At 60.1% G+C, this 15090-nt stretch carries 12 protein-coding genes; 8 read left to right on the top strand and 4 right to left on the bottom strand.

Annotated features, from left to right (window positions below; all coding sequences use genetic code 11):
* Positions 1-49 precede the first annotated feature (49 nt).
* From AC3WKX_RS30045 to AC3WKX_RS30035, 3 genes are all read left to right on the top strand, one after another.
* The gene (locus AC3WKX_RS30045; protein ID WP_256579717.1) at positions 50-3616 is read left to right on the top strand and encodes an Mcf1 protease effector domain-containing protein; all 3567 of its coding nucleotides are present in this window, start codon (positions 50-52) and stop codon (positions 3614-3616) included.
* Positions 3617-3831: 215 nt separating this feature from the next.
* The gene (locus AC3WKX_RS30040; RefSeq protein ID WP_003217574.1) at positions 3832-4191 is read left to right on the top strand and encodes a response regulator; all 360 of its coding nucleotides are present in this window, start codon (positions 3832-3834) and stop codon (positions 4189-4191) included.
* A gap of 233 nt (positions 4192-4424) precedes the next feature.
* Entirely contained in the window at positions 4425-5825 is a 1401-nt protein-coding gene (locus AC3WKX_RS30035) for a DUF1254 domain-containing protein (RefSeq protein ID WP_003217572.1), read from the top strand.
* 30 nt (positions 5826-5855) lie between these two features.
* Here the strand turns inward: AC3WKX_RS30035 and AC3WKX_RS30030 are convergent, their stop codons facing one another.
* The gene (locus AC3WKX_RS30030; RefSeq protein ID WP_102604359.1) at positions 5856-6527 is read right to left on the bottom strand and encodes a DUF3313 domain-containing protein; all 672 of its coding nucleotides are present in this window, start codon (positions 6525-6527) and stop codon (positions 5856-5858) included.
* Positions 6528-6724: 197 nt separating this feature from the next.
* On the opposite strand from AC3WKX_RS30030, the gene AC3WKX_RS30025 reads away from it, so the two are divergent.
* Positions 6725-8548 (top strand): serine hydrolase domain-containing protein, encoded by a 1824-nt coding sequence (locus AC3WKX_RS30025; protein WP_102604360.1) that lies wholly within the window; start codon positions 6725-6727, stop codon positions 8546-8548.
* Positions 8549-8554: 6 nt separating this feature from the next.
* On the top strand, positions 8555-9358 hold the full coding sequence (locus AC3WKX_RS30020) for a MipA/OmpV family protein (RefSeq protein WP_102604361.1): 804 nt from the start codon (positions 8555-8557) through the stop codon (positions 9356-9358).
* A gap of 135 nt (positions 9359-9493) precedes the next feature.
* On the opposite strand, the gene AC3WKX_RS30015 is transcribed toward AC3WKX_RS30020, so the two are convergent.
* Together AC3WKX_RS30015 and AC3WKX_RS30010 are read right to left on the bottom strand one after the other, a co-directional pair.
* Entirely contained in the window at positions 9494-10771 is a 1278-nt protein-coding gene (locus tag AC3WKX_RS30015; protein ID WP_102606509.1) for an ATP-binding protein, read from the bottom strand.
* The gene (locus tag AC3WKX_RS30010; protein WP_003217561.1) at positions 10772-11479 is read right to left on the bottom strand and encodes a winged helix-turn-helix domain-containing protein; all 708 of its coding nucleotides are present in this window, start codon (positions 11477-11479) and stop codon (positions 10772-10774) included.
* 246 nt (positions 11480-11725) lie between these two features.
* Here AC3WKX_RS30010 and AC3WKX_RS30005 point away from each other — a divergent pair, with 246 nt between their 5' ends.
* Both AC3WKX_RS30005 and AC3WKX_RS30000 read left to right on the top strand, forming a co-directional pair.
* On the top strand, positions 11726-12112 hold the full coding sequence (locus AC3WKX_RS30005) for an ectoine synthase (RefSeq protein WP_003217559.1): 387 nt from the start codon (positions 11726-11728) through the stop codon (positions 12110-12112).
* Between the two features lie 31 nt (positions 12113-12143).
* Positions 12144-13343 carry an MFS transporter gene (locus AC3WKX_RS30000; protein ID WP_087693019.1) on the top strand — a complete coding sequence of 400 codons (1200 nt, stop codon included), beginning with the start codon at positions 12144-12146 and terminating at the stop codon, positions 13341-13343.
* On the opposite strand, the gene AC3WKX_RS29995 is transcribed toward AC3WKX_RS30000, so the two are convergent.
* Entirely contained in the window at positions 13299-13901 is a 603-nt protein-coding gene (locus AC3WKX_RS29995) for a MiaE family protein (protein WP_008431008.1), read from the bottom strand. The genes AC3WKX_RS30000 and AC3WKX_RS29995 overlap by 45 nt on opposite strands.
* Positions 13902-14052: 151 nt before the next feature.
* On the opposite strand from AC3WKX_RS29995, the gene AC3WKX_RS29990 reads away from it, so the two are divergent.
* Positions 14053-14913, top strand: a complete 861-nt coding sequence (locus tag AC3WKX_RS29990) for a universal stress protein (protein WP_003217553.1) — start codon at positions 14053-14055, stop codon at positions 14911-14913.
* Positions 14914-15090: the final 177 nt, after the last annotated feature.

Below are 15090 nucleotides of genomic sequence, written 5' to 3'. Positions count from 1 at the left end.
AACCTCCCCGGAAAAGGCGCGTATCTCCTAATAAAACAGGTACCCACCGATGCAAAATGTCAGCAACCTCTCCGTGCAACAGCCTGCGCCCCAATTCTTTTCCTCCCCTGCTTCCGGGGCATCGTCCCTGAGCCCCCTGCCAGCCACGCCCCCTGCCGTTGCAGCAGCGCCAGCATCAGCCGCCAGCCGCTCCGATGTGCTGAAACAGCCCATGGCCGATCGGCAGAACTGGCAGAACCTGCTGGACGCCATCAACCTCGCAGCCCCGGCCCTGCAAGACTACGACACCGCCCCCTATGTACAGTCCGTCCTGAAGCTCACACAAATGGCCATTCATCCGGACTCGTCCCATCACAACACCCTGGACATGGGGACCAGGGTCAACCAAAGCCTGGAGGCATTCCTGAATGCCAACGGGGTGCCTCTGCCAACCTCCAAGGCCGAGTTGCTCAAGCTGAAACTGGAAGCGATCGTCAGGATCGCCGCCCACCCTTTCGGTGACCTGGGCGGTGCCTTGTCCTGGCCTGCACCGCTGGACCAGAACCAGCAAACTCAGTTGCGCCTGCTTGCGATGAACCACGCCCACCACCTCGGCGATCAGCCGCAAGTCACGCAGACAAAGAGCGTCCTGGACTTTCTCGCGTACCAGAATCCCATTCCTGTGGCCGCCTTGAACGACCCGGCGAAGATCCTCGAGTTTCTTTTAAGCTCGCCCGAAGGCCAACTGATGGGCCAGGCCCTGCAGCGCGGGCTCAATGGTATCGAGACCAAGAACAGCCATTACGACTACCTGCTGGCCGCCATCAGTGCACAGATGGATCCCGAGTCAGTCCAGGCGCCTCAACGGAACAAACTGGCCGGTTTCGACGTGGCCAGTGAAGAACATTGGGGCAAGCCGGCCTCTGCCATCGTCAACGGGCTGAGCGCACACCTGTCGAGCGAGGGCAGAACGAGCCCCGAGATGGCCCAGGCGGGTGCTTACGTATTGCTGGCAAGAACAGCCCCGGAGTTCCTGATCAAAGACATCCCGGCCAGCGTGACCTATGGCAGCCCGGCCTGGGTCAACCTGGCGGTTGCGGCGGCGTCGATTGAAGCGCAGTCGCCGGGCTCGGTACCGAACATGACTTTCGCCCAAGTGATGCTCAAGGCCGAAAGCGCTGCACTCGCCGAGCCCGCCGTGACCCAAAGCGCACAGAGGGCAGCGCTGATTGATTGGGCCGTGGCCAACGGCGTTATCAGCAAACAACCCAACGATGCCTACAGCCCCGACCAGCTGGAAGCGATACGCGTCGAGTTCACTCAGCAGGTGGATGAACGCATGAAGGCCTCCACCCTGCTGGAGACCGATATCCCGAGCCGCAAGGCCATTGCACTGGCCCAGCTCAAGGAGCGATTTGGCGAAGATGTGCCGTTTGAAAAAAAGGCCCTGACGGTGAAGGACACCCGCCAACAACAGTTTGGCGTACCGCTTTACGACCCAAACCGCGCACCTGCGGGCCTGCATTCGTTGCTGGACATCGCCATGAGTGGCTTGGGCGATTACACCTGGGAATCCAAGGATCCAGACATCACCCAGGCACTGGAAGGCCAGTCGCTCAAGTTCGACGTAAACGCGACATTTCAAAAGCAGTTTGAAGCGTCGATCAAGTCGCTGAATGACGGGGTTGCCACCACCGTAAAGCACCTGATCGCCAGCCTGCCGCTGGAAGATCGAAAAAACATCGAGCAGGGCAACCTCACTTTTTACCAGCCCTCTGTTTATCAATTGGGCCCAAACCTGGTCACCTCGCTTTTCAAACCGATTAAAAATGAGCTGCTGATACAGGCAGAGGGTGGCACGGAACCTGTTACCTATAGGCTGGACATAAAAAACGGCAGCATCAAAAAAGTGACGCCCCAGGATTTCTCTGCGAGTACCTGGGAACTGGCGATCGAGGAAAACAGAATAAAAAAATTCGACGCTTCAGAGGCCAGTGAGCCCGAGCGCTCAGCCAGTACAGACACGAACCCACTGCCTCCCAACAGCTTTGCCACCGCCCGTACCCAGTACATCGCGGATGCATTTGTCGAAAACCTCGACCTGGGCAACGAGGATGTCGTCAAGCAAGCCAAAGGCGCCACGACCTACGACAAGCAAATGGAAACCGAGTTGAAGGTGACCCATTTCTTCCTCGACCTCATTCCCTTCAAGTCAGCGATTGCCAACTTTACCAAGGGTAATTACCTGGAGGGGGCGATTGACCTCCAGCTGGACCTGCTGGGCTTTGTCAGCCTGGGTTCGTCCAAAGCGGCACAGGCGGGCACAAAAGCCCTCAGTGCAGGCGCCAAGGCGCTGTATGTTGCCAAAAAGATCGGTGTCGCCACCATCGGCGCCTTGAACCCGGTGGGCGGCTTGGGCGATTTGCTTCTGGGAGGCGCAGGACTGATTAACCGGGGCGGCAAGTTTGTAGTCGAAAAAAGCATTAACGGGCTAAACAAACTCAAGGGGGCAGCCGGCAGCCATGACCTGTTGAAAGCCGCCGGCAAGGAACATGGCGTCGCGGCAATCGGCACCATTAAGCTGGCGGATCAAACCGTCGAAGCCTCCGCTGTATTGAACAAGGGCGAATGGTACGCGTACGACGCCCTCAAGAAACAACCCTATGGCCCACCGTTGAAGGGGTTCACGCCACAGACCGTGTCGATCCAGGACAACGTTGAAAGCTTCTGGGAGTACTTTGTCGGAGGGCCGGCCACCAAGGCGCAAAACACACCCTCCAAGCAATTATCCAACTCATTCAAGGCTACGCAGGAACACGCCAGAACAACGAGCCACGATGCGTATATGCGTGGCTATAACAACGGGGTAGTGGATGACATCCCGGGCTACTCGGGCTCCATGGATATCGCAGAGCTCATGGAACTGGCACTTAAGCCGAATCGAAGCCCCGAAGAAATCGGCGCCCTGGCACAGTCAATAGGCAAAAAGCGATCAGAAGTCGGCCTTAAAAACTATGAGTTCTACAAAGCCGAAATTGAGCGCATCCCCGGCATCAAGCTCAGGGGCATGCCCCAGAATTTCTATTTGAGCCATGTGGACACGGTGACCGGAGGCGAATGTGGCGTGTTAGCCAACGCAATGGCCTACGCCGTGTCCGTTGGAAAACAGGACGAGTACATCGACAAGCTTTTCATTGCGGCGGCGACCAAGGAAACCAACCCAAAATCGGCGAGGTTCATCAAGGACATGAGCGAAGCCCAGGATCACTTCAGAAAGCGACCGCACTCGGCCGAAGTCGTCACGCAAAAGTCCTATCAGGCCATCATCGATGACCTGGCCAACGCGACGACGTCCAAGACACTCATCATCGCCACGCCCGTCCACGCGATGACAGCGGGAGTGATCGTGGAAGGCGGCACGCGAAAATGGTTCTATTTCGACCCCAATTTCGGATTGGTCAATTTTCCGACCGAGGACGCCATGAAGAAAGGAATGAAGGAATCGCTGGCCAACAGTAAGGCGCAGCTTATCCCGGGAGCGTTTGGGACGCCGACAAACCCGGAATATACGGTCAGCACATTCAAGGATAGCGAGAACCAGAGCCGGGTGCATGGGTTGGTGTACGGATCCCTTTAACCGATAAAACCGGCAGCTTGAGACCATGCCAGGGGCTTGCTGGTTGTTCCAGCAAGCCCCTGGCAAGTGAGTGGCGGTGGTACGCGACATTTGTAGCCGTTACCGGCACAATGTTTTGCTTATCTGGGGAACTTGCCGGGACCGACAATACTCAGGATGAAAACGGTCTTCCCATCGCCCAAGACCTGCCCCTCCACTGTTCGGGAACCTCCACTATGTCAGCCGCCCCCTCCACCATCCTTGTAGTCGAAGACGACGCCATCGTGCGCATGTTGATCGTCGATGTCCTCGAAGAGCTGGAGTACCAAGTGCTTGAAGCGGCCGATGCCGAAGAAGCCTTGAAAATTGTTCAAGACACCGACCAGACCATCGACCTGATGATGACCGACGTCGGCCTGCCGGACATGGACGGCAAGCAACTGGCCCTCAAGGCCCGTGAAATACGCCCCGCCCTGCCCATCCTGTTCGCCAGCGGTTATGCCGAAAATATCGATTCGCCAGCCGACATGCAGGTGATCGGCAAGCCGTTCTCGATTGATCAGTTGCGTGACAAGGTTAAGTCCATACTGCCTTGACTGCCCCCCGATGCCGCCTTTCACAGGCGGCACTTGATCTCGTTGATGTCAACTGATCGATAGATCTTTGCGTTGAACCTCACGTGCCAAAAGACTTCCCGAGCAACTGAGTGCAAACTCTGCCTGACACGCAAAGGTTCAGCTAGTTGCGACTGTACGCGCCCACCGGAGCCTGCTTTTATAACAGCTGAAAACTCGACGACATCCGACTGACTCAGTAAGGACGCAACAACATGATTCGAACACCGACGCGCCTGCTGCTGGCGAGCCTCTCGATTTTCATGAGTACCGGCGCCTGGGCCGATTTCACCGCCACGCCGAGTGAAGCCCGGGCCATCGCCAAGGAAGCCTATCTTTATGGCTTCCCGGTGGTGGAGATGTACAAGACTCTCTACACCCAGGCTGTCGACAAGACCGGGGCGAACTTCAAGGCGCCGTTCAACCACATCGGGAACACCGCGCAGGCGATAACCCCTAAAGATACAGCGATCCCCACCCCCAACCCGGACACGCCCAACTCCTTTGTCTGGCTCGATCTGCGGGCCGAGCCCGTGGTGTTGACCCTGCCCAGGATCGAAGACAACCGCTACTACGCCGTGCAGTTGGTCGACCTCTATACGCAGAACTTCGGCTATCTGGGTACCCGCAGCACCGGTAACAACGGTGGCCACTACATGATTGCCGGCCCGGGCTGGAAAGGCCAGCAGCCAACCGATATCGACCGCGTCGTGTACAGCGAAAGCAACATCGCCTACGCCCTGTACCGCACTCAATTGTTCGATGAAAAGGACTTGGGCAAAGTCAGACAGATCCAGGGCGGCTATAAGGTCCAGACCCTGAGCAGCTACGTGAAGCAGCCCAAACCCATCAAGCCGCCGAAAATTGCCTGGCCCAAGCCTACGCCGAACATGAGCGACAGCGTGCATCTGTTCCGCTATCTGAACTTCATGCTGGCCTACGCAGCACCGCAGGACAGTGAGAAAGACGTGCTCGCGCGTTTTGCCAGGATCGGCGTCGAGGCGGGTAAACCGTTCGACCTCAAGGCCCTGACGGTTGAGCAACGCAAAGCGCTGGATGACGGCATCGCCGACGGCAAAGCCGAGTATGCAGCCTTCAAAAAAGACAAGATCGATACCCATCAAGTATCCAGTGCAGACCTGTTCGGCAATCGCGACCACCTTCAAAACAACTACCTGTACCGCTACGCTGGCGCCAACCTGCACCTGTTTGGCAACTCCGGCGATGAAACGGCCTACCTGCGCTACTCCGTGGACAGCGAGGGCAAACCCGCCAACGGCGCACGCCACAGCTACACCCTGCACTTCGCCAAGGACCAGTTGCCACCGACCGACGCATTCTGGTCACTGACCATGTACAACGCCAAGACCAATCTGCTGACCCCCAACCTGAAGAAGCGCTACGTGCTCACGTCGGGGATGTTGCCCAACTTCAAGCTCGACGCCGATGGCGGCCTGACGCTGTTGGTCGCGCACCACGAGCCACCGAAGGCGGAACAAAGCAACTGGCTGCCAGCACCACCCGGCCCGTTCTATGCCCTATTGCGCATTTACCTGCCCAAGCCTGAAGTGGGTAACGGGCAATGGAAGCAGCCACCGCTCACACCGATCAAATAGCACCCGCTCAAGTCGCGCACCGTTTGAGGCTTAGCCCTTTTTAAGCTTCAAAAACGATTGATGCAGGTCCGACGCCCAGCCGTCGATGACGCTTTTCACGTCATCGGCTTTCATCACCTGGGAGTCGTTTGCCAACGGTTTACCGGTGCCTTTGCGCACGACTTGGGCGACCACCTTGCCACTGGCACCGTCGAGGAATTGGGCTTCGGTGCCCAAGGTGGTTTCCTGGTCACGAATCCCGGCGCCCGTGCTGACCGTGGCGACCACCAGGGCGACAGGAATGTACTCATAGGGCTTGAGACTTTCGGTCTTGCTGCTGACGGCAGTGATCGCCGCACGCACCACAATCACGCCCGGGCCTGGTCCGTCGGCCAGAGGCAAGGACTTTTCCAGTTCGCGCTTGAGCGCCTCGCTGTAGTAGGTGCTGATGCCCTGCAAGGTGCTTTCAGGGATCCTGGTGCTGGCTTGCGGCTTGGGGTAGAACTGGGTGGGCTCGATGTACACCGCGTTATAGCGGCTCAGACTCAGGTTGGGGTCCACCCAACGCATCACCTGCGCGCCCGATGGCGACTTGGCTTCCTTGAGGTTGCTGTAGTCGGAGAGAAACCCGGAGTATTCGTCCGGCTGCGTCACCTTGCTGGAACACCCCATCACCCCGATCGTGGCAATACACACGGTGCTGATCATTATTCCCAGTTTCATCGCGAGACTCCTTGGCTGACGTTGAGGAAGCGTTGAGCATTAGGTATAGCTGATGCTGGAGCTGCGGCAATGGAGCAAACCCGCTAGGGGCGGCCTGTATTAACAGTCTTTGACAGTTTCCCGACAAAGCTCACAAAGACTCATCGACGGCCCGCCCCTAGCATTCGAGCATCCAAACCACCCCTCGGGTGCTCATCATGTTTCGCACATTGCGCAGTATTCCGCTGCTGGGTTGCCTGCTGGGCAGCCTCGGCTGCCACGGCCAGCCGCCGGCCCCGCCGCCCATTCCCAAGGGCGACTACAGCGCAATTATCCGCTACCTGCAAAAACGCATTCCCAGCGAAATGGCCAGGCAAAACATACCCGGCCTGTCCATCGCCCTGGTCAACGGCCAGGAACTGATCTGGGCCCAGGGCTTTGGCCTGGCCGACGAGGCCCTGGGCAAACCCGTCACCCCCAACACCGCGTTCCGCGCCGGCGCCCTCTCCAAACTGCTGACCGCCACCGCCGCCCTGCAACTGGTGGAGCAACAGCGCCTGGCCCTCGACGCCCCGATCCAGGACACCCTGCGGGAGTTCTACGTACGCTCGCGCTTTCATTCCGACCAGGCTGCCGCCGACCGCGACATCACCCTGCGCCGCCTGCTCAGCCACCAGTCCGGCCTGCCCAGCGAACACCTGCGGGACGTGCGCAACACCTTCGCCATGGGCCAGATGCCAATGCGTATTTCAGGGGTTTGGCTGAGCACGCCACCGGGGACCCAGGTGGCCTATTCCAACCTCGGCTACGCCCTGGTCGGCGCCGCCATCGAACGCAGCAGTCGGCAGGATTTCGAAACCCGACTGCAAAGCAGCCTGCTCAAGCCCCTGGAGATGAACCAGTCGAGCTTCGTCGGCACCGGCGCGCAACCGGGCTTTCGCGCCCGGGGTTATGCAGACGGCACCGTCAGCGCCGACGCCCAGGTGCGCGACCTTGCGGCCGGTGGCTTGTGGAGCAGCCCCAAGGACCTCAGCCACTACGTGCGCATGCTCTTCGCCCGGGGCCTCTATAAAGACAGACAGGTACTGGGCAGCCAGTCGATTGACGAGATGTTCAGCCAGCAAAACACCGGCAACGCCCTGGACTTCGACTGCCAGATGGGCCTGGGGTGGTTTCTCGCCCCTTGCGGCGATGAGCCGGTGGGCCCCGGCATTCGCACCTTCCAGCACAGCGGTGGCGGAGATGATTTCGCGGCGCAACTGACGATGCTGCCGGACCAGCAACTGGCCGTGATCGTGATGGCCAACGACAGCAACGCCGAAGAGATGGTGGTGTCCCTGACCACCGACACCCTGCGCCTGATGCTCCAGGCCCAGACCGGCGACCCGGTGTGTGCCGACAACTGCCAGGCGCCCGCCCACGGCCTGAAAATCCGCCAGGTGCCCGCCGCGATCGACCGCAGGCGCCTGGCGGGTTTCTACGCCACGGCCTGGGGTGTCTTCCGTATCAAGGACGAAAACGGCCAGCTGTATGGCGAGTTGGCCGACACCCGTTTCGAACTGCTGCGCGACGGCCAGGGCTGGCTGCGGGCACAACAGAAGTTCCTCGGCTTCTGGCTCAAGGACCTCGGCGAACTGGGCCGTGTGCAGCTGGATGTGGTAACGGTGCAAGGGCGCCAGATGCTCACCGCCCGCAGCCACGGTCAACGCGTCCCGGTGGGCGAACGCATCGAACCGACCCCGCTGAGCAATGCCTGGGCCGACACCATCGGCACCTATCAAGTGCTCAACACCCATGAGCCCGACGCGCCCCTGAGCGGCATCAGCGTGCGCCTGGAAAACGGCTTCCTGGTGATCCGCGGCCAACTGCACGACGAGCCGCTGACCGACTACATCCTGCTGCCCGTGGACAACGCCCATGCGGTGCTGGCCGGCAACGGCTATGGCCTGGGCGATACCGTGAGTCGCCAGGTCAACGGCCTGAGCGCCTCCGGCTACCACTTCAAACGTACCGATTCTCCCCACAACCCCTTGAGTCTCTGACCTCACATGAAGACCATCATGCGTTCAAAACACCTGTGCCTGTCCCTGACGTCGCTGTGCCTGCTGGCCAGCGCCGACACCCTGCTGGCCGACGACTGGGAGTACACCCTCAAGGCCGGCGTGGCCAACCTGCCCCGCTACAGCGGCAGCGACGAGCGAGTCACCGCGCCGGTGCTGGGGGCGGCCATCGTCAGCCCGTGGGGAATTTTCCTCGACACCGACAAGGGCCTGGGCTGGGGTTATGACGGCGGCGGTGCGAGCTTCAGCGCCTACGTCGGCGCCAGCGGCTCACGCAAGGACGAAAGCAAGACCGGGCGCCCGGGCTCGAAGAAACTCAAGGGCATGGGCGAGATCAAGACTCGCCCCCAGGTGGGTGTCAGTGGCAGCTATAACCTGGGCGGGGTGATTCTCGGCGCAACCCTGGAGCATGCGTTTGAGGAAGATGATCACAAGGATTCCGGCAAGGCGTTCACCCACCTGGAACTGAGCCTGGGCACCAACCTGTATGACGGCGACTACGGTTCGCTGGATGCCAGCCTCAACAGCCATTTTGGCGACAGCAACTACCTGCAGACCTGGTACGGCGTCACCACCGGCCAGGCCGCACAGAGTCGCTTCAAGGCCTACAAGGCCAGCGGCGGCAACATCAGCAACGGGATGAATCTGGTGTGGAGCTTGCCGATCAGCGAACACACACAGTTTTCGACGCTGTTGGATGTGCAGTACCTGGCAGACAAGGCCGGGCAAAGCCCGATTGTGGAGAGACGCTTGCAGACGTCGGTGATGGGGATGGTCGAGTACACGTTCTAACTTTGGTAACCCAATCAAAATGTGGGAGCGGGCTTGCTCGCGAAGGCGGTGTTTCAGTCAATGTATCCGGCGACTGATTCACCGCCTTCGCGAGCAAGCCCGCTCCCACATTTGATCTCCATGGCTCCTGGATGATTACTCGGCATACGCCCAGGTCATCCGAAACGATGCCCCGCCCCACTCCGAATCCAGCACTTCAACCTGCCCGCCATGCCATTGGCACACCCGCCGCACCAGCGCCAGGCCGAGGCCGAAGCCACCGGTGCGGCGGTCACGGCTGGCGTCCAGGCGCAGGAACGGCTCGAAAATCTTCCCTCGCCCTTCCACCGGCACACCGGGCCCGTCGTCATTGACCCGTACTTCATAGCCGGTGCCAAACTTCACCAGCGACACTTCCACGCGCCGGTCGGCATAGCGAATTGCATTGCGCAACAGGTTGATCACCGCCCGTGCCATAAAGCGCGGCTCGATACGGATGTAATCGACTTCACAGGTGCGCAGCAGCAACTGCACGCCTGCCGCCTCGGCCTCCAGGGCGACGCTGCCGAGCACACTGTCGAGCCAGCTGTGGGCCTCGATGCTTTCCCGGGTGATCTGCGTGGCGCCGCGTTCCAGGCTGGCGTAGGTCAACAGTTCCGAGACCATTTCTTCCAGCTCGCCGAGGTCGGCATACATGTCGGCGATCAGTGCGCGGCTCTCCCGTGGATCGGCCTGTTGCTTGAGCTGGTCGAGCTCAAACGACAGCCGCGCAATCGGCGTACGCAGCTCGTGAGACACGGCGTTGGTCAACTCGCGCTGGTTGGCGATCAGGCTTTCAATGCGCTCGGCCATCTGGTTGAAGTGCCCCGCCAGCTCGCGCACGGTAGAACGGCGCGGCAGCAGGATGCGCGAGCCGAGATCGTTGTCACCGAAACGTTGCGCGGCCAGGCGGATATGCTCCAGGTCACGCCAATGGGGCCGAACCCAGAAGTACAGGACAATCGCCAGGCACAGGCCGAGGAAGCCATAGGCCCACATGTACAGCCACTTGGGCTCTTCCGGCAGTTTGATTTCCAGCAGTTGGTGGCCGCCGTCGATGTTGGAGATGAACTCCATGAAATCCCCACGCACCACCAACTCGCCACTGGCCAGCAGTTGCTGCTCACGCTCGGTCAGTTTCAGCTTGTCCCGCTGCACCAGCGCCAGGCGCAGCCCATAGTGCGGTTGCAACTCGGCCAGGCGGGCGGCGCGCGCTTCCCCCGTCACCGGCCGCAATTGTTCCACCAGCCCATACGCCGGGCCGCGCAGGGCTTCGCGGTTGTAGGTTTCGTTGGCTTCCGGCAACAGCTCATCGAAGGTGTAGTTCACCAGCCAGATCGCCCCGGCCAAGCCAATGGCCAGGATGATATACAGACGCAGAAACAGCCTTAACATCTAGACCTCCCAGGCGAACGGATTGAACAAGTAGCCCTTGCCCCAGATGGTCTTGATGCACACCGGTTCCCGGGGGTTGTCATTGAGCTTGCCGCGCAGCTTGCTGATGTACACGTCGACGCTGCGGTTGAGCCCGTCAAAGGCAATACCGCGCATGCGGTTGAGAATGTCATCGCGGGAGAGGATTTTCCCGGCGGCGCTGGCCAGCAACCACAGCAGTTCGAATTCCATGGTGGTCAGGTCGATCTTCTCCCCGCCCAGGCTCACCACCCGGCAACTGCGGTCGATGGCCAGGCGGCCGAACTCAAGGGCGCCGCGCACCGTGGGTTCCGGCGCCTGGCGACGTTGCAGGGCGCGCAGGCGAGCCAACAGCACAGGCGGCTTGATCGGCTTGATCACATAATCATCGGCGCCGGACTCCAGGCCGAGGATGTGGTCGAGGTCGTCTTCCTTGGCGGTGAGGATCACGATGGGCGTGTCGGACACGTTGCGAATTTCACGGCACACATGCAGGCCGCTCTGGCCGGGCAGCATCAGGTCGAGCACGACGATCTTCGGCTTGAACTCCAGGAACGCCGCCAGCGCCAGGTCGCCGCGGTGCACGGCCAGCACCTCGAAGCCATGCTGGGACAGGAAATGGGCGATCAGCCCTGCCAGCTTCTCATCGTCCTCCACGAGCAAGACCTTGCCGAGACCCAAGTTATCCATAAATTTCCAGTGCACGCGCGGATTGAAGTGTGCGCATTATAGGTGGCAAGCCGGCAGACTAAAGCAGCTGGCCATCACTGGCCGACGAAGCTTCATGCTTTTAAGAGTTTTTAACAGTTTCACCGCAGTCTTTAACTCGGTACCGTCCGCCAGATGCGCCCCACACGCTTTTCGGAAGTGTCGCTGATGACAACACCACAAACACAAGAGAATCATGGCCCTCTACCTACATAGCGGGAGAAAACCATGTTCGTTCGTCACAAATCAGACATAGAAAACACCGCGCACTTTGTCGAATGGGGCGCTGGCACCAGCCATCGGTTGCTGACGGAAAAGGACGGGATGGGTTATACCGTCTGCCACACCGTCGTGCGTGCCGGCACCGAGTCACTGCTGCAATACCGTAATCACCTGGAGGCTTGCTACTGCATCGCCGGTGAGGGTGAAGTCGAAGATATGGACGGTAACGTCTACCCGATCCGCCCCGGTGATATTTATGCGCTGGACCAACACGACTGCCATTATCTAAGAGGCGGAAAGGAGCAGGACCTGGTGCTGGTCAGCGTATTCAACCCGCCGCTCAAGGGCGACGAGCGCCACAATCTCACGGATAAATCCGGCTCCGGCTACTGACGACGATTTGACTCACGGACACGAGCACACCATGCGCAAGGATTACCTGGCTTTCTTCATTTCGTTGTTTCTGTCACGCCTGGCCGACCAGATTCTGTTGTTCATCGTGCCGTTGATCGTGTTCCAGACCACCAACAGTGTGTCGTGGGCGGGCCTGGCGTTTTTTGTCGAATCCTTGCCGCGGTACCTGTCGTTCCCGGTGTGCGGGGCGTTGTGCGACAAATATCCCGCCGTGCGCGTCCTGCATATCAGCCAGGTGTACCGGGCGCTGGCGTGTGTGGCGGCGGTGCTGCTGTATGGAATGTTCGACGGGATTTACTGGATTGTCATGCTTTCGGCGCTGTGCGGCGTGTTGACCACCCAGGGCATCATGGCCCGGGAGGTGCTGCTGCCGCATATCTTTAAGCATTACACCTACGCCAAGACCTTGTCCTACTCGCAGATTGCCGACCAGACCGGGCTGGTGCTGGGCCCGCTGGTAGCGGCGCTGATGTTGGGCGTCTGGGCCTGGCACTGGGTCGTGCTGGGGGTTGCCGGGCTGTTCCTGCTGGCGGACCTGGCGATGCGCATCTGGCAACGCCACACCACGGTCAATCTTGAAACTTTCGAGCAGCACAACGACATCTGGCTGCAACCGTTGCGCGTTGCCTTCGGGCATATCCGCGACCTGCCGGAGCTGAAAAGGATTATCGCCCTGGCGGTGGGTGTGAACCTGATCATCGGCGTCACCCTCGCCACTTCCGCCGCGATGGTCATTGGCCAATACGCCGCCGGCAAGGACACCTACGCCGGGTTGCAGGCGGCCGGCGCGCTGGTGACCATCGCCATCCTGTTTTTCCTGGCGCGCGCTTCCCTGCCGCTCAAGGTGCTGGGCGGTTTGTCGTATTCGATGATTGCCGTGGGAGCGTTGATCACGGCCATCAGCCCGAATGTGTGGGCTTATGCCGTGGGTTTCCTGCTGCTGACCGGTTTCGACAAGATGTTCAACGTGTACATCCGCAGCGTCCGACAACGGGTAATCCCGGCCCGGGACTTTGGCAAGACGGTGGGCGTGCTGACCTTGCTCAACAACCTCTCGCAGCCGCTGGCCGGTTTGCTGATCGCACTGCTGGCGGCGCCGCTGGGGACGCAGGCGGTGATCCTGATACTCGCCGGGATCACCGCGTTGCTCGGTGCAGCGGTTGCGTCAGGCTGGCACGCCGCTGTGAAAGCGGAACTCGACGTCCGGTGACTCGATCAGTTCCTGCTCGGCGGCGCGTACACGGTCGATGACCTGGGCGATGTCCTTGGCGTCGCCGTACTGGTAAGCCAGTTTCAGGTAACCCTGGAAATGCCGGGCCTCGCTTTTAAGCAGGCCGAAATAGAACTTGCCGAGTTCTTCGTCCAAATGCGGCACCAGCGCTTCGAAACGCTCGCAACTGCGGGCTTCGATAAACGCGCCGACCACCAGGGTATCCACCAGTTTGACCGGTTCATGGCTGCGCACCACCTTGCGCAAACCCGAAGCGTAGCGGCCGGCGGACAGCTGGCGCAGCTCGATCTTGCGCTTCTTCATCAGGCGCATGACTTGCTCATGGTGCACCAGTTCTTCCCGTGCCAGGCGTGACATCAGGTTGATCAGGTCGACGTGGGAATGGTACTTGGCGATCAGGCTCAAGGCGGTGCTGGCGGCCTTGAATTCACAGTTCTTGTGGTCGATCAGCAGGGTTTCCTGGTCGGCCAACGCGGCCTGGACCCAGCCGTCGGGGGTGCGGCAACCGAGGAATTCGTGGATTTCTGGCAGGTTCATCGGGCTCACGGGCAAAGATTCACAAAAGGCCGGCGATTATACCGACCGCGCCGCAGACCGCCAGCTACCGGGCTTGATGTGCATCAACATGACGTGTGCCGGGCAGCAACTATAGTTGTTCCACGCCCACCCTTTTTTGGAGAACCCGACCATGCAAGCCATACGCAGCATCCTGGTGGTCATCGAGCCTGAGCATTCGGAAAGCCTGGCCCTCAAGCGCGCCAAGCTGATTGCCGGCGTCACCGGGGCACATTTGCATTTGTTGGTGTGTGACAAGAAGCACGAGCATTCTGCGATGCTGAGCCTGCTGAAGGCCGGTTTGCAGGAGGATGGCTACAGCGTCACCACCGAACAGGCGTGGAATGACAGCCTGCATGAAACCATCATCGACGTGCAGCAGGCAGAGGGGTGTGGGTTGGTGGTCAAGCAGCATTTCGCTGACAGCCCGTTGAAAAAGGCGCTGTTGACGCCTGCCGACTGGAAGTTGATGCGCTACTGCCCGACTCCGGTGCTGTTGGTGAAGACGTCCAGGCCGTGGGCTGGCGGGGTGATTTTGGCGGCCATCGATGTGGGCAATTCTGATGCCGAGCATCAAGCGTTGCATAACGCGATCATTGATCATGGGTTTGATATCGCGAGCCTGGCCAAGGCGCAGTTGCATGTGATCAGTGCGCATCCGTCGCCAATGCTGTCGGCGGCGGATCCGGTGTTTCAGCTCAAGGAGACGATCGAGGCCCGGTATCGTGAGCAGTGCAAGGCGTTTCAGGCGGAGTTCGATATTGACGACACTCATCTGCATATCGAGGAAGGGCCGGCCGATGTGTTGATTCCTCATGCGGCGCACAAATGGCAGGCGGCGGTGACCATCATAGGTACGGTGGCGCGCACCGGGATTTCAGGGGCGTTGATCGGGAATACGGCGGAGGTGGTGCTGGATGCGGTGGACAGTGATGTGTTGGTGCTTAAGCCGCAGGAGTTGATGGATCATCTGGAAGAGCTGGCTAATGGGTGATGCTTCTTTTTGGGGGCATATCCGTTTTTGGGTGATGGCTTGTATTGGTTCCGCTCTTACAGCGGGTCACTTTTGAAAGGAGCCCAAAAGTAACCAAAAGGCTCTTGCCCCACCACTCGGCACCTCGCCTAGGCTCGGTGTGCCCTCACTCCGGCTTTGGACCGTGGGCCGCCGTCA

Source organism: Pseudomonas sp. GP01-A4, from assembly GCF_058780865.1.
Note: the sequence above shows the minus strand (reverse complement) of the source record. Positions and strands in the feature narration are given on the sequence as shown.

Excerpts from the sequence above, each read along its gene's own strand:
- AC3WKX_RS30045 (WP_256579717.1), top strand. The coding sequence starts at position 50 with ATGCAAAATGTCAGCAACCTCTCCGTGCAACAGCCTGCGCCCCAATTC.
- AC3WKX_RS30040 (WP_003217574.1), top strand. The coding sequence starts at position 3,832 with ATGTCAGCCGCCCCCTCCACCATCCTTGTAGTCGAAGACGACGCCATC.
- AC3WKX_RS30035 (WP_003217572.1), top strand. The coding sequence starts at position 4,425 with ATGATTCGAACACCGACGCGCCTGCTGCTGGCGAGCCTCTCGATTTTC.
- AC3WKX_RS30030 (WP_102604359.1), bottom strand. The coding sequence starts at position 6,527 with ATGAAACTGGGAATAATGATCAGCACCGTGTGTATTGCCACGATCGGG.
- AC3WKX_RS30025 (WP_102604360.1), top strand. The coding sequence starts at position 6,725 with ATGTTTCGCACATTGCGCAGTATTCCGCTGCTGGGTTGCCTGCTGGGC.
- AC3WKX_RS30020 (WP_102604361.1), top strand. The coding sequence starts at position 8,555 with ATGAAGACCATCATGCGTTCAAAACACCTGTGCCTGTCCCTGACGTCG.
- AC3WKX_RS30015 (WP_102606509.1), bottom strand. The coding sequence starts at position 10,771 with ATGTTAAGGCTGTTTCTGCGTCTGTATATCATCCTGGCCATTGGCTTG.
- AC3WKX_RS30010 (WP_003217561.1), bottom strand. The coding sequence starts at position 11,479 with ATGGATAACTTGGGTCTCGGCAAGGTCTTGCTCGTGGAGGACGATGAG.
- AC3WKX_RS30005 (WP_003217559.1), top strand. The coding sequence starts at position 11,726 with ATGTTCGTTCGTCACAAATCAGACATAGAAAACACCGCGCACTTTGTC.
- AC3WKX_RS30000 (WP_087693019.1), top strand. The coding sequence starts at position 12,144 with ATGCGCAAGGATTACCTGGCTTTCTTCATTTCGTTGTTTCTGTCACGC.
- AC3WKX_RS29995 (WP_008431008.1), bottom strand. The coding sequence starts at position 13,901 with ATGAACCTGCCAGAAATCCACGAATTCCTCGGTTGCCGCACCCCCGAC.
- AC3WKX_RS29990 (WP_003217553.1), top strand. The coding sequence starts at position 14,053 with ATGCAAGCCATACGCAGCATCCTGGTGGTCATCGAGCCTGAGCATTCG.